This is a genomic window from Thermomonas sp. (genome assembly GCF_047606765.1).
Lineage (GTDB): Bacteria > Pseudomonadota > Gammaproteobacteria > Xanthomonadales > Xanthomonadaceae > Thermomonas.
On sequence record NZ_JASGED010000035.1, the window covers coordinates 1 to 17,391 of the forward strand.

The window sequence follows — 17,391 nt, forward strand, 5'->3', positions numbered from 1 at the left end:
CCTCGCGCCGCGTCTGCTTGCGCTTGCCAATGGATTCCGCATCGCCGAAGGTGAGTTGCATCATGATCGCCTCACTGGAGCCGGATCAATTGTGGCAGGATTGATAGGAGTTGTTCAGACCTTCCTTCACTTGCTGATCGAATCCGGCATGCGCGCTTGCATGCAGACATGTCGCAATTTGCACTTGCACAGAGCCTTGGCATCACCCGTGGCGCAGTTGCCAACTGGGAAAGCAATGGCGGCGCGCTGCCCGCAACCGACCGCCTGCAACGCATCGCGCTGACAACGAACGTGTCGTTCGAATGGCTTGCCACCGGGCGTGGGGATTGCGACATGGAGCCCTGCCCCGACGAAGTCCCGGCCAGCGAGATGCAAGTGGTCAAGGATCAGCTGGAACTGCGCCTGCTACATGCCTTCCGTTCCATGCCACCGGAAAAACTCACGCGGCTCGTGGCTGCGGTGGAAACCCGCAGCAGCAGGTTCCGCAAAACGCCGCCGCCCACCGCCGGCTAGGTTCATCCACCGCCATCAAAACGGCTTCGCCAGCACCAGCCAGATCACGCCGACCAGCAGCAGCAGCGGCAGTTCGTTGAACCAGCGCAGCGCCTTTGCCGTGGGCAGTGCGCGGCCTGCATCCACGCCTTTCAGCATGCGTCCGCTGACGGTATAGAAGACGAGCAGCAACGCCACCAGCGTCAGCTTGGCGTGCAGCCAGCCACCGCCGATGCCGAAGTGCAGCCACAGCGCCAATCCCAGCACGAAGGCGATGCCGAACATCACATGGCCGAAGCGGTACAGCCTGCGCCCCATCAGCACAAGCCGCGCGCGCACGTCGGGCGCATCACCGGCCTCGGCGATGTTGACGAGGATGCGCGGCAGGTAGAACACCGCCGCCATCCAGGCAATCACGAAGACGAGGTGCGCGGTCTTGGTCAACAGGTAGGGCATGTGGTCGCTCCGGGATGTTCCTGACCGTCATCCCCGCGAAGGCGGGGATCCAGTGTCTTTGATTTTGCAGCGGATACACGGAAAGCTAAAGACACTGGGCTCCCGCTTTCGCGGGAGCGACGAGCAACAAACATGACCAAAACCTACGACCGCGCCTATTTCGACAAGTGGTATCGAAATGGCGGCATTGGCGATGCCGCGCGGCTGGCGCGCAAGGTGGCGCTTGCGGTAGCCACCGCCGAATATCATCTGGAACGCCCGATCCGCACGGTGCTGGACATCGGCTGTGGCGAAGGCGCATGGCGCGCGCCGCTGCTGAAGCTGCGACCGAAGGCGAAATACCTCGGCTTCGACTCCAGCGAGTATGCAACCGCCCGCCACGGGCGTCGCCGCAACCTGCATTACGCACGCTTCGGCGATTTCGCCCGGTTGCGCCCCTGCCCGCCCGCCGACCTGTTGGTGTGCAGCGACGTGCTGCACTATCTGGACACGCGCGAACTGGATCGCGGCCTGCCGGCACTGGCCGAACTGTGCGGCGGCGTGGCCTTCATCGAGATGTTCGTGCGCGGCGACGGCGCGGAAGGCGATGAACACGATTTCAAGCAGCGCAGCGCCGTGTTCTACCGCAACCGCCTGCGTGCGCTGGGCCTGCGTCCGCTGGGGTCACACTGCTGGCTGTCGCCAATGCTGGTGCCGCATGCAGCGGCGCTGGAACTACCGGACTAAAGTCGCATTTCCCCATTCAAGTTGCGCCCGTGCGATGCGGTATGCTGCGCTGCGGCATGCCATGCCGGCGCATGAGACCGAATCAGGGGCGAACCAACGCGATGATGCTCTACCAACTGCACGAGTTCTGGCGCGCGGGCCTTGCGCCCTTCACCTACTTCGCCGATGCCGGCGCAAAAATGTATGCCGCTGCGGACAGCTGGCTGTCCTCGCTGCCGGGCGCGCAGCGCACCTCCGCCGCGTTCGAGCTGATGTACCGGCTGGGCAAGGATTACGAGAAGCCGGAGTTCGGCATCCACCAGATCGAGGTCGAAGGCCTGTCCATCCCTGTGGTGGAGCGCGTGGCGCTGGAAAAGCCTTTCTGCCGCCTGCTGCGCTTCAAGCGTTACCACGACCAGGCCGATGGCCTTGCGCGGATGAAGGACGACCCGGTGGTGCTGGTGGTTGCGCCGCTGTCCGGCCACCATTCCACTCTGCTGCGCGACACCGTGCGCACCCTGCTGACCGACCACAAGGTCTATATCACCGACTGGACGGACGCGCGCATGGTGCCTGCCGAGGCCGGTGCTTTCCATCTCGATGACTACATCGCCTACGTGCAGGAGTTCATCCGCCACATCGGCACCGACAACCTGCACATCATCAGCGTCTGCCAGCCCACCGTGCCGGTGCTGGCGGCGGTTTCGCTGATGGCCGCGCGCGGCGAGCCACTGCCCAAGTCGATGACGATGATGGGCGGCCCCATCGACACCCGCGAATCGCCCACCGCCGTCAACAACCTTGCCACCCGCCAGCCGCTGTGGTGGTTCGAGAACAACGTGATCCACAACGTCCCGGCCAACTATCCCGGGCGCGGACGCCGCGTGTATCCCGGCTTCCTGCAACACATGGGCTTCGTGGCGATGAACCCGGAACGCCACGGCACCTCGCACTGGGACTTCTATCAGGACCTGGTGAAGGGCGACCTGAGTTCCGCCGAATCGCACCGCCAGTTCTACGACGAATACAACGCCGTGCTGGACATGCCAGCGGAGTATTACCTCGACACCATCCGCACCGTGTTCCAGGAGCACCTGCTGCCGCGCGGATTGTGGGACGTGGCCGGCGAACGGGTCAGGCCGTCGAAGATCAGGGACTGCGCGCTGTTCACCATCGAAGGCGAACTGGACGATATTTCCGGTGAAGGCCAGACCCGCGCCGCGCATGCGCTGTGTACCGGCATCCCGGATGCGCAGCGCATGCATTACACCGTGCCCGGCGCCGGCCATTACGGCATCTTCAGCGGTCGCCGCTGGCGCACGCAGGTGTATCCGCGCGTGCGTGACTTCATCGCGGCGCATTCGCACGCAGTGCAGCCTGCCGCAAAACCCGCACGCGGCAGGCGCAGCCGCCCTGCTTGACCGCCGCCGCCGGGCGGGTTAACGTGCCGCCCGTCGCGGTTTCATCGCTATATCCTGATATAGAGATGGATTAAAAGGGAAGTCCGGTGCGCATGCCCACGCATGCAATGCCGGCGCTGCCCCGCAGCGGTAGGTGGGAACGAACCGTCATCCAGCACTGGGGCCTTGGCCCTGGGAAGCGACGGCAAGAAACCGGCGGCAACGCCGAACGCCCATGAGCCCGAAGACCTGCCCCGACCGGCCACGCGCCACCGCGCGCGGCTGTCCGACCTGACGCTTCGAGGGGAAGCGGACCGGATGCACGCGGCGCGCATGCGTTGCGTCTGCCTGTCCGCCTGCCAACGCAGCGTCGGTTCGCCCGAGGGGGCGAAGGTCATCGGTTCGCCTGCCTGCCCGGCTTCGTTTGGGACGGCGACGCGCGCCTTCCTTCGTTCCTCATCCGCCACCGAATGAGGACAACCACACCATGAGCACCACCACCACGCTTGGCTTCCCCCGCATCGGCGTCAAGCGCGAACTCAAGCGCGCGCTGGAAGCGCACTGGCGCGGCGACAGCGATGCCGCCTCCCTGCAAGCCACCGCCCGCGACCTGCGCGCCCGCCACTGGGCGCTGCAACGCGGCGCCGGTGCCGACGTCGTGCCCTGCAACGACTTCAGCCTGTACGACCACGTACTGGACGCGGCCTTCCTGTTCGACGCCATCCCGCAGCGCTACCGCGCACTGGCCGACGCCGATCCGCTGGCCGGCTATTTCGCGATGGCGCGCGGCCACCAGCGCGGTGGCATTGACCTGCACGCGCTGGAAATGACCAAGTGGTTCGACACCAATTACCACTACCTAGTGCCGGAAATCGACGCCGCCCAGCAGTTCCGTCTGCGCGGTGACAAGCCGGTGACCGAATACCTCGAAGCGAAAGCGCTGGGCTTCGACGCACGCCCGGTCATCATCGGCCCGGTGAGCTTCCTCAAGCTCGCCAAGACCACCGACGGCAGCGACGCGCTGGCGCTGCTCGACCGCCTGCTGCCGGTGTATGCCGAACTGCTGGCGAAGCTGGCCGACGCCGGGGCTTCGTGGGTGCAGCTCGACGAACCCGTGTTGGTGCAGGATCTGGATGAAGCGACCCGCGCCGCCGTCCAGCGCGCCTATGCAGCACTGGCCGAAGCCAGGCGCCCGAAGCTGCTGCTGGCCACCTATTTCGGCGCGCTGGGCGACAACCTGTTGCTTGCGGCATCGTTGCCGGTTGATGGCCTGCACGTTGACCTGGTACGCGGCCTCGACCAGCTCGATGCCGTGCTGAAGGCGCTGCCGCATGACCGCGTGCTGTCCGCAGGGCTGGTTGATGGCCGCAACATCTGGCGCAGCAATCTGGACAACGCGCTGGTGCTGGCACGGCATGCGCGTGATCGCGTCGGTGACGACAAGCTGTGGTTAGCCCCGTCTTGCTCGCTGCTGCATGTACCGGTCGATCTCGACCATGAAAAATCGCTGGATGCCGAATTGCGTTCGTGGCTGTCGTTCGCGAAGCAAAAGGTCGGTGAACTGCGCCTGCTGGCCGATGCGCTGGCCGGAAAACCCGATGCCGAAGTCGGCCTTGCCGATGCCCGCGCGCGCATCGTGTCGCGCAAGCAATCCACCCGCGTGCATCGCCCTGAAGTCGCCGCGCGCCTGACTGCACTGACGCCGAATGACGCCAGGCGCGGCAGCGCCTTCCCCGCACGCCGCAAGGCGCAGCAGGCGCGCTTCAACCTGCCGCTGTTCCCCACCACCACGATTGGCTCCTTCCCGCAAACGCAGGACGTGCGCGAGGCGCGCGCTGCCAACAAGTCCGGCAAGCTGCCTGATGCCGACTACGAAGCCTTCCTCGAAACCGAAACCGCCAGGTGCGTGCGTTTCCAGGAGGACATCGGCCTCGACGTGCCGGTACACGGCGAGTTCGAACGCAACGACATGGTGGAGTACTTCGGCGAACTGCTGGACGGTTTTGCTTTCACGAAGAACGGCTGGGTGCAGAGCTACGGCAGCCGCTGCGTGAAGCCGCCGGTGATCTGGGGCGACGTGTCCCGCCCCGCGCCGATGACCGTGCGCTGGTCGAAGTTCGCGCAGTCGCTGACCAACAAGCCGATGAAGGGCATGCTCACCGGCCCCGTGACCATCCTGCAATGGTCGTTCGTGCGCGACGACCAGGAGCGCGCGCGCACCTGCCGGCAGATCGCGCTGGCCCTGCGCGACGAAGTGTGTGATCTGGAAGCCGCCGGCATCGGCATCGTCCAGATCGACGAGCCGGCCCTGCGCGAAGGCCTGCCGCTGCGCCGCGCCGACTGGAAGCACTATCTCGACTGGGCGGTGGAATCCTTCCGCATCAGCGCCAGCGGCGTGCGCGACGACACCCAGATCCACACACACATGTGCTACTCGGAGTTCAACGACATCATCGAGGCCGTGGCGGCGATGGATGCCGACGTGATCTCCATCGAAACCTCACGCTCGCGGATGGAACTGCTGGATGCGTTCGTGAAGTTCCGTTATCCGAACGAAATCGGCCCCGGCGTGTACGACATCCACTCGCCGCGCGTGCCGGACAAGCAGGAAATGCTGGCACTGCTGGAAAAGGCGACCGCCGTGCTCGCGCCAGAGCAGTTGTGGGTCAACCCGGACTGCGGGCTGAAAACGCGCGCTTGGCCGGAAACCCGTGCAGCACTGACGGCATTGGTGGAAGCCGCACGCGAGCTGCGCGCGAAGGTTGCCGCGCAAGTCGGAAGCAGACGCCCTGCCCCGGTCTGATGCCGGGGCAGGCACTGCCTCAACGGAATACCACCGTGCGATGCCCGTTCGGCAGGATGCGATGCTCGATGTGATGGCGCACCGCGCGCGCCAGCACCTGTGATTCGATGTCACTCCCCACGCGAATCAGGTCGCGTGGGGTCATCGCATGATCCACCCGCGCCACGTCCTGCTCGATGATCGGGCCTTCATCCAGATCGGGCGTGACGTAATGCGCAGTGGCCCCGATCAGCTTGACCCCGCGCGCATGCGCCTGATGGTAGGGCTGCGCGCCCTTGAAGCTGGGCAGGAAACTGTGGTGGATATTGATGGCGCGACCGGCCAGGGCTTCGCACAGCCGTGGCGACAGTATCTGCATGTAGCGCGCCAGCACCACCAGATCGACCTGCTCGCGCTCGACCAGATCGATGATCGCCCGCTCCTGCGCCTCGCGGTTGCCGGCATCCACCGGCAAGTGATGGAACGGCACGCCATAGGAACCGGCCAACGCGGCGAAATCCACGTGATTGGACGCCACCGCCGCGATGTCCGCGCGCAACTGCCGGCTGTGGGTGCGGAACAGCAGATCGTTGAGGCAATGCCCCTGTTTGCTCACCAGCACCAGCAGGCGCGCGCGACGGCGCGCGTCATGCAATTGCCAGTCCATGCGGAAGCCGTCGGCCAGCGTGGCAAAGGCGCTGCGGAACGCCTCCAGCGCTTCGACATCCGGCGCGTCGAAATGCACGCGCAGGAAGAAGCGGCCGGTCTCGGCATCACCGAACTGCTGGGCGTCGAGGATGTTGCAGCCGGCATCGAACAGGCTCCCGGACACGCGGTGGACGATGCCGGTGCGATCCGGGCAGGACAGGGTCAGGATATGGTCGTGACGCATGCGGTGGACGAGGAAGCACGGGGGCCAGCGACTATGCCATGCCTGCACCAAACCGCGCGGCGCATCCGGCATCGGGCGATAAGCGCGCTGCATGACCCGCCCTGTCATGCCGAGCAAGCTCGGCATCTACGGATCAATTCATACCTGTCTTTGTAGGTGCGGAGCTTGCTCCGCACATGGCGCGACTCACATGCCCGTGCCGTTGACAGGCAACGGTGGCGCCTGCACCGGTCGCCCGCGCGCATCCAGCGCGATCATGGTGAAGCGTCCGCGCGTACACAGTTCGCGCTCGCCACCCAGCAGGTCTTCGGCGATCAGTTCCACTTCCACCTGCATCGAACTGCGGCCGACTTCGACGATCCGCGCCACCACTTCCACCAGTTGGCCCTGTCGGATCGGCAGGCGGAAATCCACCTGCTCGGAGCGCGCCGTCACCACTGTCCTGCGCGCGTGGCGCGAGGCCACGATGAATGCCGCCATGTCCATCCATGCCAGCGCCTGCCCGCCGAACAGCGTGCCAAGATGGTTGGTGTGGTCGGGAAACACCACGTGCAGCAGGCGTGCCTCGGCAGGCGCGGACACATTCGCGTTTTCACCCATCCGTCAAAACGCCTCGTCGAAGGCAACCTCGCCTTCCACGCCCACCTGATAGGCGGACACGCGGCGCTCGAAGAAGTTGGTCAGCTCCTGCACGTCCTGCAGGTCCATGAACGGGAAGGGATTGCGCGAGCCGAAGTGCTTCGGGAACCCAAGCTGCGCCAGCCGCTGGTCGGCGCAATATTGCAGGTATTCGCGCATGTCCTTCAGCGACAGCCCGGCCACGCCACCGGACAGGGTGTCCTCGGCGAAGGCGTATTCGCACTCCACCGCCTCGGTCAGCATCTGCACCACCTGCTGGCGGAACTCGTCATCGACAAGGTCAGGCTCTTCCTCGCGCGCGGTGCGGATCACCTCGAAGGCGAAGGCCATGTGGCAGCTCTCGTCGCGGAACACCCAGTTGGTGCCGCTGGCAAGGCCGTGCAGCAGCCCGCGCGAACGCAGGTAATAGACGTAGGCGAAGGCGCCGAAGAAGAACAGGCCTTCGATGCAGCCGGCGAAGCAGACCATGTTGAGCAGGAACTGGCGGCGCTGCTCGCGGGTTTCGATGCGGCGCAGGTTTTGCAGGGAGTCGATCCACTTGAAGCAGAACTCGGCCTTCCTGCGGATCGAGGGGATGTTGTCCACCGCCGCGAAGGCCCTGGCGCGTTCGTTCGGATCCGGCAGGTAGGTGTCCAGCAGGGTCAGGTAGAACTGCACATGCAGCGCTTCCTCGTACAACTGGCGCGACAGGTACATGCGCGCTTCGGGTGCGTTGATGTGCTGGTACAGGTTCAGCACCAGGTTGTTGGAGACGATGGAATCGCCGGTGGCGAAAAACGCGATCAACCGCTCGATCAGGTGGCGCTCCGCCGGCCCGAACTTGTTCTTCAGGTCGTTGGTGTCCAGCGAGAAGTCCACTTCCTCCACCGTCCATGTGTTGCGGATGGCGTCGCGGTACATCTCGTAGAACTGCGGGTAGCGCATCGGGCGCAGGGTCAGCTCGAAGCCGGGATCGAGCAGCAGTTGGCGGTTGTGTGCGGACATTGACTGTTCTCTTTTCCTTCTCCCTTCGGGAGAAGGTGCCCGAAGGGCGGATGAGGGTTCAGCGGACAGTGCGCGAAAAGCGCCCCTCACCCGCCTTCGGCACCCTCTCCCCGCAAGGCGGGGAGAGGGGATACACAAGGGTTACTGGCAGGCCTCGCAGGCTTCCGGATTTTCCAGCGAGCAGGCCACGGCTTCCTCGACGGTGTATTCCTTCTTCGGCGCATCCACCGTGCCCACCGTGGTCTTGGCAATCTTGGTGGCCGGGCGCGAGCGCAGGTAATACGTGGTCTTGATGCCCCGCTTCCATGCGTACATGTACATGGACGACAGCGCGCCGATGCTCGGGCTTTCCATGAACAGGTTGAGCGAGGCCGACTGGTCGATGAAGGCACCGCGATCCGCCGCCATGTCGATCAGCGAACGCATCGGCAGTTCCCACACCGTGCGATAGACATGGCGCAAGGTCTCGGGGATCTGCGCGATGTTCTGGATCGAGCCTTCCGCCAGCTTGATCGCATCGCGCATTTCCGGCGTCCACAGGCCGAGCTTCTTCAACTCGCTCACCAGATAGCGGTTCACCTGCAGGAAGTCGCCGGACAGCGTCTCGCGCTTGAACAGGTTGGACACCTGCGGTTCCACGCATTCGTAGCAGCCGGCGATGGAGGCAATCGTCGCGGTCGGGGCGATGGCGACCAGCAGCGAGTTGCGCAGGCCATGCTGCTTGATGCGTTCGCGCAGCGCGTCCCAGCGTTCGCTGTTTTCTGGCGTCACGTTCCACGCATCGAACTGCAACTCGCCCTGCGCGGCACGGGTGTCGGCGAAGGCAGGATGCCTGCCACGCTCCTCGGCCAGCTCGCAGGAGGTTTCCAGCGCGTGGAAGTAGATGGTCTCGGCAATCTTCGCGGACAGCTTGCGTGCGTCCTCGCTGTCGAACGGCAGGCGCAGCTTGAAGAACACGTCCTGCAGGCCCATGCAGCCAAGGCCCACCGGACGCCAGCGCAGGTTGCCGCGACGCGCGGATTCGATCGGATAGAAATTGAGGTCGATCACGCGGTCGAGCTGGCGCACCGCGAGGCGCGCGGTCTCGGCCAGCTTGTCGAAATCGAAATAACCATCCTCATCGAAATGCCGCGACAGGTTGATCGAGCCGAGGTTGCACACCGCGGTCTCGTCGTTGGAGGTCACTTCAAGGATTTCGGTACACAGGTTGGACAGGTGGATCACGTTGCCGGCACGCAGGGTCTGGTTGCTGGCGCGGTTGCACTTGTCCTTGAAAGTCATCCAGCCATTGCCGGTCTGCGCCAGCGTGCGCATCATCCGCGCGTACAGGTCGCGCGCCTTGACGGTCTTGATCGCCTTGCCCTGCGTCTCCGCCTGCTCGTATGCCTGCTCGAAGGCTTCGCCGTACAGGTCGGTGAACTCCGGCACTTTGCTGGGATCGAACAGCGACCATTCGGCATCGGCCTCGACCCGCTTCATGAACAGGTCGGGGATCCAGTTGGCGAGGTTGAGGTTGTGGGTGCGCCGCGCCTCATCGCCGGTGTTGTCGCGCAGTTCCAGGAACTCCTCCACGTCGCCATGCCACGGCTCCAGATAGACGCAGGCCGCGCCCTTGCGCTTGCCGCCCTGGTTGACCGCCGCCACCGAGGAATCCAGCGTCTTCAGCCACGGCACAATCCCGTTGCTGTGGCCGTTCGTCGATCGGATCAGCGAGCCACGCGAACGCACGCGGGTATAGCTGACGCCGATGCCGCCGCTGAACTTGGAGAGTTGTGCGATGTCGCCGTATTTCGCGTAGATGGATTCCAGCGAGTCCTGCGGCGAATCCAGCAGGAAGCAGGACGATAGCTGCTCATGCGTGGTGCCACTGTTGAACAGCGTGGGCGAGGACGGCAGGTAATCCAGCTCGGCCATGCGGCGGTACAGCGCCAGCGCGCCGGGCACATCCTCGCTCAGCGCGCAGCCGATGCGCAGGAAGAACTGCTGCGGGGTTTCGATCACCTTGCGCGTGCGCGGGTGGCGCAGCAGGTAGCGGTCGTACAGGGTGCGCAGGCCGAAGTAGTCGAAGCCGGCGTCCAGCGAAATGTCGATGGCGTCGTTGAGCTTGCGCGCATTGGCCTGCACGAAGCCAAGCAGGCGGTCGTTGATGAGGCCCAGCTCATGCCCGCGTGCGACCGATTGCGAGAAGGCGTGGATTTCCTGCCCCGACACTTCCTTGGCGATCACGCCGGCCAGCAGGCGCGCGGCCAGCCTGCCGTACTCCGGCTCTTCGCCGGTCAAAAGCGCGGCGGTGCGGATCGAAAGCTCGTCCAGCTCGGCGGTGGTGGCACCGTCGTACAGGCCGGAAATGGTGCGGGTGGCGACCCGCATCGGCTCCACCGCGTGCAGGCCTTCGGCGGCGCGGGTCACCGCGCGCACGATCTTGTTCAGGTCAACCGCCTCGCTGCTGCCGTTGCGCTTGGTCACCCGCATGGTGGTGGCAGTCGGCGGCGGGGTCAGGTCAAAGGCAGGCGCGACGGGCGCGGCCACGGCAGTAACAACGGGTGCGGACATCATGTCTCTCCATGCGGGATGCACGGTCGCAGCCTGTCCCTCGCAGGCGCGGGTGGCATCGGAAAGACGAGGGTGGAAGGTCGGTGTCGCACGGCTTGCGACTTGCTGCATGCGGGTTTCCCCGCCAGCCGTGCTACCTGCCATCTCCCCCCGGAGATTCCGTGGCCGGCACCGCGCGGCGTGCTTCGCGCGGCTGTCGGCAGGTCTTCGGACTCGTGGATGCGGCGGGACATTCCCGGCCACCTTGGTCGCGCCTTCCCGGAACCGCCGTTCCAGTGGGTGTTGCGACCTCGTCTCCACCTACCGCTGCGGGGCAGTGCCGGGATTGGCTCACATTCCAGCAGGAATGCGGGCCGCACCGGCTTCCCTTTTCATCCAGCGGCCGTGGCCACCGGAACCGACAACCACAAGATAGTGTGGGTGTCGCAGCCCGTCAACACGATATTTCGTGTTCAGGAAAACGAAAAGCGGGCGCAAGGCCCGCTTTCCGGTGTACTGCAATGGCGGCGTGGATTACGCCGCCGGTGCGCCTTCGCCTTCCGCCACGGCCTTGATCGACAGGCGGATGCGGCCCTGCTTGTCCACTTCCAGCACCTTGACCTTGACCACGTCGCCTTCCTTCAGCTTGTCGCTGACCTTCTCCACGCGCTCGTCGGAAATCTGCGAGACGTGAACCAGACCGTCCTTGCCGGGCGCGATGGTGACGAACGCGCCGAAGTCCATGATCTTGGCGACCTTGCCTTCGTAGATGCGGCCCGGCTCGACGTCGCTGGTGATCTGCTCGATGCGTGCCTTGGCGGCTTGCCCTGCAGCAGCGTTCACCGAGGCGATGGTGATGGTGCCATCGTCCTGGATGTCGATCTGGGTGCCGGTTTCCTTGGTGATCGCCTGGATCACCGAGCCGCCCTTGCCGATCACTTCACGAATCTTGTCGGGATGGATCTTGATGGTGATCAGGCGCGGCGCGAAGTCGGACAGCTCGGCGCGCGGCGCGGTCAGTGCATTGGCCATCTCGCCGAGGATGTGCAGGCGACCGGCCTTGGCCTGCGCCAGTGCGACCTTCATGATTTCCTCGGTGATGCCCTGGATCTTGATGTCCATCTGCAGCGCAGACACGCCATTGGCGGTGCCGGCCACCTTGAAGTCCATGTCGCCGAGATGGTCTTCGTCACCGAGGATGTCGGACAGCACGACGAAGTCGTTGCCTTCCTTGACCAGCCCCATGGCGATGCCGGCCACCGGTGCCTTGACCGGCACGCCCGCGTCCATCAGCGCCAGCGAGGAACCGCAGACCGAGGCCATCGACGAGGAACCGTTCGACTCGGTGATTTCCGACACCACGCGAATGGTGTACGGGAAGGCTTCCATGGTCGGCATCACCGCCAGCACGCCGCGCTTGGCAAGGCGACCGTGGCCGATTTCGCGGCGCTTCGGGCCCATCATGCGGCCGGCTTCGCCCACCGAGTACGGGGGGAAGTTGTAGTGGAACAGGAAGTGTTCCTTGTACTCGCCTGCCACCGCGTCGATGACCTGGCCGTCGCGGGCAGTGCCAAGGGTGACGGCGACGATCGCCTGCGTTTCGCCACGGGTGAACAGCGAGGAGCCATGCACGCGCGGCAGCACGCCGACCTTGGAGGTGATCGGGCGCACCGTGTCCAGCGCGCGGCCGTCGATGCGCACCTTGGTGGCAAGCACCGCGCCACGCATGGTCTGGTATTCCAGTTCACCGAACTCCTTGGCGGCTTCGGCGGCGCTCCAGCCAGCGGCTTCGATCTGCGGTGCGAGTTCGGCCAGCACGGCCTTCTTCAGCGCGGAAATCGCGTCCTTGCGCTCCAGCTTGTCGCGCACCTGGAAGGCAGCGGCGAGCTTGTCGCCGATGGCAGCCTTGAGCGCACCGATCAGCGCTTCGTTCTTGGGTGGTGCCTGCCAGTCCCACTTCGGCTTGCCGGCTTCGGCAACCAGTTCGTTGATCGCATTGATCGCGACCTGCATCTGCTGGTGGCCGAACACCACCGCGCCCAGCATCACGTCTTCCGACAACTCGGCGGCTTCGGATTCCACCATCAGCACCGCTTCGCTGGTGCCGGCAACGACCAGCTCAAGCTGCGAATCCTTCAGCTCGCTGACGGTCGGGTTGAGCAGGTACTTGCCGTCCTTGTAGCCAACCTTGGCCGCGCCAATCGGGCCCTGGAACGGCGCGCCGGTCAGGGCGACGGCGGCGGAGCAGCCGATCAGGGCGAGGATGTCGCCATCGACTTCCGGGTTCAGCGACATCACCGTGGCGATGACCTGCACTTCGTTCTTGAACTCTTCCGGGAACAGCGGGCGCAGCGGGCGGTCGATCAGGCGGCTGGTCAGCGTTTCCTTCTCCGTCGCGCGGCCTTCGCGCTTGAAGAAGCCACCGGGGATGCGGCCACCGGCGTAGAACTTTTCCTGATAGTCCACGGTCAGCGGGAAGAAGTCCTGCCCTTCGCGCTGGGTCTTGGCCGCGACTGCGGTACACAGCACCACGGTGCCATCGACCGACACCATCACTGCGCCGCCGGCCTGACGCGCGATCTCGCCGGTTTCGAGGGTGACGGTCTGGTTGCCGTACTGGAAGGTCTTGCTGATCTTCGCCACTTTGGAATCCTTGAATGTCTTTGGTTCGTCAACGCAGGCAAGCCCCGCTTGCTGCGCTGCATCGCGCCTTGCGATGCGGGAATGCGGCTGCGCCGCGAGGGTGGTGCTGTTGCTGCAAAAAAACGTGGTGCAAAAAAACAACGTGCCGCAAAAAAAACCGCGGCGCATCACTGCGCCGCGGCGGGTGTTTCGGTTAGCGACGCAGGCCGAGTTTGGCGATCAGCGCCTTGTAACGCTCGGCATCCTTGCGGTGCAGGTAGTCGAGCAGGCTGCGGCGGCGGTTGACCATCATCAGCAGGCCACGACGGCTGTGGTGATCCTGCTTGTGGGTCTTGAAGTGGCCGGTCAGCTGTTCGATGCGGGCCGTCAGCAGGGCGACCTGTACTTCCGGGGAGCCGGTATCGTTGTCGCCGCGCTTGTGTTCGTTGATGACTTTCTGGGTATCGATGGACATGCGTTGCCTCGTCGTCGCGTGGCCTGCAGGAACGAACGGGATGCCCCGCCGCACCGCACGGCTCGCCGTGGATGGATGAATCTGGATGAATGTGCCCAAGTGAGCAGCGGGATTATAGCCCGTGCGCCGGCACGCGGCAATTCGCGGCCTGCGCAGGATCAGCCGGGCCCCTGCCCGTTCACCGCCGCCCAGCGAAACAGCCGGCCCGGGCGCAGCCCGCCTTCGGCATCGACCTCGCCCAGCCCCAGCCCGCGCCCGTGTTCATCGAGGATCGCCACCTGCCGCTCAAGCGGCTGGTACGGCCCGCGCAGGCCCTGCCCGCGCCCCAGCCGCTGCGCCTGCGCCGCGTTGACCCGCACCGACGGCCACGACGCCATGCCGGCTTCGATCGGCAGCAGGCAGGATTCCAGTACCCGCTCGCCGGCCTGCTCCCGCAGGCCTTCCAGCGCGGCCAGCGTCCACATCCGTGGTTCGCGGAACGGATCCACCCACAGCCGGCGCAATTCCGCCACATGCGCGCCACAGCCCAGCAACTCGCCAAGGTCGCGCACCAGGCTGCGCACATAGGTGCCGGAACCGCATTCCACATGCAGGCGCAGATTCGGGGTGCCTTCGTCCAGCAGGTCGGCAGCATTCAGCAGTTCGAAGGCGTGGACATCGATCTCGCGCTCTTCGACTTCGATGACCTCGCCACGCCGCGCCTTGGCGTACAGCGGTTCGCCGCCGCGCTTGAGCGCGGAATAGATCGGCGGACGCTGGCGGATGCGCCCGGTCAGCGTCTTCAATGCAGCATCGAGGGTGTCGATGGTCAGTGCGGGAACAGGACGCTCGCGCAGCGGCTGGCCTTCGGCATCGTCGGTATCGGTGACGATGCCCAGCCGCGCCACGGTTTCATACGCCTTGCGCGCACCCAGCAGACCGCCGGCGATCTTGGTGGCCTCGCCAAGGCAGACCGGCAACAGGCCAGTGGCAAGCGGATCAAGGCTGCCGGTATGGCCACCCTTCTCGGCGCGAAACAAATGCCGCACGCGCTGCAAGGCCTGGTTCGACGACAGGCCCTGCGGCTTGTCCAGCAGCAGGATGCCGTCGAGCTTGCGGAATTGCGTGCGCGGGCGCGTCATCGGGGGATTGTAGTCAGGCCGACGCGAGACCGGCGGGTGGAGCGCGACGCGGCATTTCGAGCCGCGGAGCGAACGCCCGCCGGTAGGCGGCGTCGGCCATCAAAGGTCGCGCAACAACTGGTCGATGCGCTCGCCGCGATCCACCGACTCGTCATAGTGGAAATGCAGCTCCGGCACGTGGCGCATCTTCACCGCGCGCGCCAATTGGTAGCGGATCTCGGGGGCCAGTGCCTTCAGCGCCTTGACCGTCTCCGCTGCCCGCTCGGGCAGCAGCACGGTCACGAATACCTTGGCATGCGCCATGTCGCGGGTGACTTCGACATCGGACACGCTGGCCGACGCCAGCCCGTGCTCGCGCACGGCTTCGTGAACCAGCGTGCCAAGTTCACGGCGCAATTGCGCCGAAACCCGGTCGGTGCGATGGAAGGACTTCTGCGCCATGCGAACCGCGCGCACGCCTTACAGCGTGCGCTGCACCTCGATGCGTTCGAAGCATTCGATCTGGTCGCCCGGCTGCACGTCGTTGTACGCCTTCACGCCGATACCGCATTCGGTGTTGACGCGCACTTCGTCCACGTTCTCCTTGAAGCGACGCAGCGATTCCAGTTCGCCTTCGAAGATCACCACGCTGTCGCGCAGCACGCGGATCGGCTTGGACTTCTTGACCACGCCTTCGACCACCATGCAGCCGGCGACCGCGCCGAACTTGGAGCTGCGGAACACGTCGCGCACCTCGGCAGTACCGATGATTTCCTCGCGGATTTCCTTGCCCAGCACGTTCGAGGCCACCTGCTTCACCTGATCGATCACGTCATAGATGATCGAGAAGTAGCGCAGGTCGAGGCCGTTGCCTTCGATCACCTTGCGTGCGGACGCATCGGCGCGCACGTTGAAGCCGATGATGGTGGCCTTCGAGGTGGCGGCAAGCTGCGCGTCGGATTCGGTGATGCCGCCCACGCCGGAACCGATCACGTTGATGCGGATCTGCTCGTTGGACAGGCCGGTCAGCGCCTCGCGCAGGGCCTGCATCGAACCATGCACGTCGGCCTTGACCACCAGGTTCAAGGTCTGCTGGCTGGCGCCATCGCCCATCTGCGCCATGATGTCTTCCATGCGGTTGCCGGCGGACGCCACCAGTCGCAGTTCGCGGCGCTTGGCGTCGCGCTGCTGGGCCACGTCCTTGGCAAGACGCTCGTCGGCGACCACCACGAAATCGTCGCCCGCTTCCGGCACGCCGGACAGGCCGAGGATCTGCACCGGGATCGACGGGCCGGCGGACTGCACCTGGCTGCCGGTTTCGTCGAACAGCGCGCGCACGCGGCCGTACTGGATGCCGCAAACCAGATAGTCGCCCTTGGACAACGTGCCCTGCTGCACCAGCACCGTGGCAATCGGGCCACGGCCCTTGTCCAGCGCGGATTCGATGACCACGCCGGTGGCGCGGCCTTCATGCACGGCTTGCAGGTCAAGCACTTCGGCCTGCAGCGAAACCGCATCCAGCAGATCGTCCACGCCCTGCCCGGTCTTGGCCGACAGTTCCACCATCTGCACGTCGCCGCCGAAATCTTCGGCCACCACGTCGTGCGCAAGCAGGTCGTTCTTCACGCGCGACGGATCGGCGTCGGACTTGTCGATCTTGTTGATCGCCACGATCAGCGGCACCTTGGCGACCTTGGCGTGCTGGATCGCCTCGATGGTTTGCGGCATCACACCGTCATCGGCGGCAACCACCAGGATGACGATGTCGGTCAGGCGCGCACCGCGCTGGCGCATGTGGGTGAACGCCGCGTGGCCGGGAGTGTCGAGGAAGCTGATGACGCCCTTCGGGGTTTCGACGTGATACGCGCCGATGTGCTGGGTGATGCCGCCGGCTTCGCCGGAGGCGACCTTGGTGCGGCGGATGTAATCCAGCAGCGAGGTCTTGCCGTGATCGACATGACCCATGATGGTGACCACCGGCGGACGCTGGGCCTTGTCGCCCTGCACTTCCTCGGTGTGTGCCAGCAGTTCGGATTCGGCATCGCCCGCGTCGGCATGCACGGCCTTGTGGCCGAGTTCCTCGGTGACCAGCACGGCGGTGTCGTGGTCGATGGTCTGGGTGATGGTGGCCATCACGCCCATCTTGAACAGCGCCTTCACCACTTCGCCGCCCTTCAGCGCCAGCTTCTGGGCAAGGTCGCCAACGGTGATGGCATCGCCGATGGCGATTTCACGCACGATCGGCGCGGTCGGCTTGTTGAAGCCGGTGCCGGTGCGCGACTGGTCAAGCGAACGCTTCTGCGGCTTGCCCT

At 65.2% G+C, this 17,391-nt stretch carries 13 protein-coding genes, 1 pseudogene and 2 riboswitches; of the genes and pseudogenes, 4 read left to right on the top strand and 10 right to left on the bottom strand.

Going from position 1 to position 17,391, the window contains the following annotated elements; all coding sequences use genetic code 11:
* Positions 1 to 141 precede the first annotated feature (141 nt).
* Positions 142 to 513, top strand: a complete 372-nt coding sequence (locus QM612_RS03620) for a helix-turn-helix domain-containing protein (protein WP_415252551.1) — start codon at positions 142 to 144, stop codon at positions 511 to 513.
* A 15-nt stretch (positions 514 to 528) separates the two neighbouring features.
* On the opposite strand, the gene QM612_RS03625 is transcribed toward QM612_RS03620, so the two are convergent.
* Positions 529 to 948, bottom strand: coding sequence for a CopD family protein (locus tag QM612_RS03625; protein ID WP_415252533.1), 420 nt, complete (start codon positions 946 to 948; stop codon positions 529 to 531).
* 132 nt (positions 949 to 1,080) lie between these two features.
* Between QM612_RS03625 and QM612_RS03630 the strand changes: the two genes are divergently transcribed.
* The 3 genes from QM612_RS03630 to metE all read left to right on the top strand — a co-directional run bounded on the left by QM612_RS03630 (position 1,081) and on the right by metE (position 5,856).
* Positions 1,081 to 1,674, top strand: a complete 594-nt coding sequence (locus QM612_RS03630) for a class I SAM-dependent methyltransferase (protein WP_415252534.1) — start codon at positions 1,081 to 1,083, stop codon at positions 1,672 to 1,674.
* Between the two features lie 104 nt (positions 1,675 to 1,778).
* Positions 1,779 to 3,074 (top strand): polyhydroxyalkanoate depolymerase, encoded by a 1,296-nt coding sequence (locus QM612_RS03635; protein ID WP_415252535.1) that lies wholly within the window; start codon positions 1,779 to 1,781, stop codon positions 3,072 to 3,074.
* 19 nt (positions 3,075 to 3,093) lie between these two features.
* Positions 3,094 to 3,325, top strand: a riboswitch (cobalamin riboswitch).
* 215 nt (positions 3,326 to 3,540) lie between these two features.
* The gene (gene metE / locus QM612_RS03640; RefSeq protein WP_415252536.1) at positions 3,541 to 5,856 is read left to right on the top strand and encodes a 5-methyltetrahydropteroyltriglutamate--homocysteine S-methyltransferase; all 2,316 of its coding nucleotides are present in this window, start codon (positions 3,541 to 3,543) and stop codon (positions 5,854 to 5,856) included.
* Between the two features lie 19 nt (positions 5,857 to 5,875).
* Here the strand turns inward: metE and purU are convergent, their stop codons facing one another.
* The 9 genes and pseudogenes from purU to infB all read right to left on the bottom strand — a co-directional run.
* Positions 5,876 to 6,727, bottom strand: a complete 852-nt coding sequence (gene purU / locus QM612_RS03645; protein ID WP_415252552.1) for a formyltetrahydrofolate deformylase — start codon at positions 6,725 to 6,727, stop codon at positions 5,876 to 5,878.
* Between the two features lie 186 nt (positions 6,728 to 6,913).
* Positions 6,914 to 7,327 (bottom strand): acyl-CoA thioesterase, encoded by a 414-nt coding sequence (locus QM612_RS03650; protein WP_415252537.1) that lies wholly within the window; start codon positions 7,325 to 7,327, stop codon positions 6,914 to 6,916.
* Positions 7,328 to 7,330: 3 nt separating this feature from the next.
* A complete protein-coding gene (locus tag QM612_RS03655; protein WP_415252538.1) occupies positions 7,331 to 8,350 on the bottom strand; it encodes a ribonucleotide-diphosphate reductase subunit beta in 1,020 nt (339 codons plus the stop codon).
* Between the two features lie 141 nt (positions 8,351 to 8,491).
* Positions 8,492 to 10,906 carry a ribonucleoside-diphosphate reductase subunit alpha gene (locus tag QM612_RS03660; protein WP_415252553.1) on the bottom strand — a complete coding sequence of 805 codons (2,415 nt, stop codon included), beginning with the start codon at positions 10,904 to 10,906 and terminating at the stop codon, positions 8,492 to 8,494.
* A gap of 177 nt (positions 10,907 to 11,083) precedes the next feature.
* Positions 11,084 to 11,320: riboswitch (cobalamin riboswitch) on the bottom strand.
* A gap of 96 nt (positions 11,321 to 11,416) precedes the next feature.
* Entirely contained in the window at positions 11,417 to 13,525 is a 2,109-nt protein-coding gene (pnp, locus tag QM612_RS03665) for a polyribonucleotide nucleotidyltransferase (protein WP_415252539.1), read from the bottom strand.
* A 193-nt stretch (positions 13,526 to 13,718) separates the two neighbouring features.
* A complete protein-coding gene (rpsO, locus tag QM612_RS03670) occupies positions 13,719 to 13,979 on the bottom strand; it encodes a 30S ribosomal protein S15 (RefSeq protein WP_415252540.1) in 261 nt (86 codons plus the stop codon).
* Positions 13,980 to 14,137: 158 nt separating this feature from the next.
* A complete protein-coding gene (gene truB, locus QM612_RS03675) occupies positions 14,138 to 15,100 on the bottom strand; it encodes a tRNA pseudouridine(55) synthase TruB (RefSeq protein ID WP_415252541.1) in 963 nt (320 codons plus the stop codon).
* 99 nt (positions 15,101 to 15,199) lie between these two features.
* A complete protein-coding gene (gene rbfA / locus QM612_RS03680) occupies positions 15,200 to 15,541 on the bottom strand; it encodes a 30S ribosome-binding factor RbfA (protein ID WP_415252554.1) in 342 nt (113 codons plus the stop codon).
* An 18-nt stretch (positions 15,542 to 15,559) separates the two neighbouring features.
* Positions 15,560 to 17,350: pseudogene (gene infB / locus QM612_RS03685) on the bottom strand (translation initiation factor IF-2); the annotation flags it as partial.
* Positions 17,351 to 17,391 lie beyond the last annotated feature (41 nt).

Coding starts and splice junctions, on each gene's coding strand:
- QM612_RS03625 (WP_415252533.1), bottom strand. CDS start 948: ATGCCCTACCTGTTGACCAAGACCGCGCACCTCGTCTTCGTGATTGCC.
- QM612_RS03630 (WP_415252534.1), top strand. CDS start 1,081: ATGACCAAAACCTACGACCGCGCCTATTTCGACAAGTGGTATCGAAAT.
- QM612_RS03635 (WP_415252535.1), top strand. CDS start 1,779: ATGCTCTACCAACTGCACGAGTTCTGGCGCGCGGGCCTTGCGCCCTTC.
- metE (WP_415252536.1), top strand. CDS start 3,541: ATGAGCACCACCACCACGCTTGGCTTCCCCCGCATCGGCGTCAAGCGC.
- purU (WP_415252552.1), bottom strand. CDS start 6,727: ATGCGTCACGACCATATCCTGACCCTGTCCTGCCCGGATCGCACCGGC.
- QM612_RS03650 (WP_415252537.1), bottom strand. CDS start 7,327: ATGGGTGAAAACGCGAATGTGTCCGCGCCTGCCGAGGCACGCCTGCTG.
- QM612_RS03655 (WP_415252538.1), bottom strand. CDS start 8,350: ATGTCCGCACACAACCGCCAACTGCTGCTCGATCCCGGCTTCGAGCTG.
- QM612_RS03660 (WP_415252553.1), bottom strand. CDS start 10,906: ATGATGTCCGCACCCGTTGTTACTGCCGTGGCCGCGCCCGTCGCGCCT.
- rpsO (WP_415252540.1), bottom strand. CDS start 13,979: ATGTCCATCGATACCCAGAAAGTCATCAACGAACACAAGCGCGGCGAC.
- truB (WP_415252541.1), bottom strand. CDS start 15,100: ATGACGCGCCCGCGCACGCAATTCCGCAAGCTCGACGGCATCCTGCTG.
- rbfA (WP_415252554.1), bottom strand. CDS start 15,541: ATGGCGCAGAAGTCCTTCCATCGCACCGACCGGGTTTCGGCGCAATTG.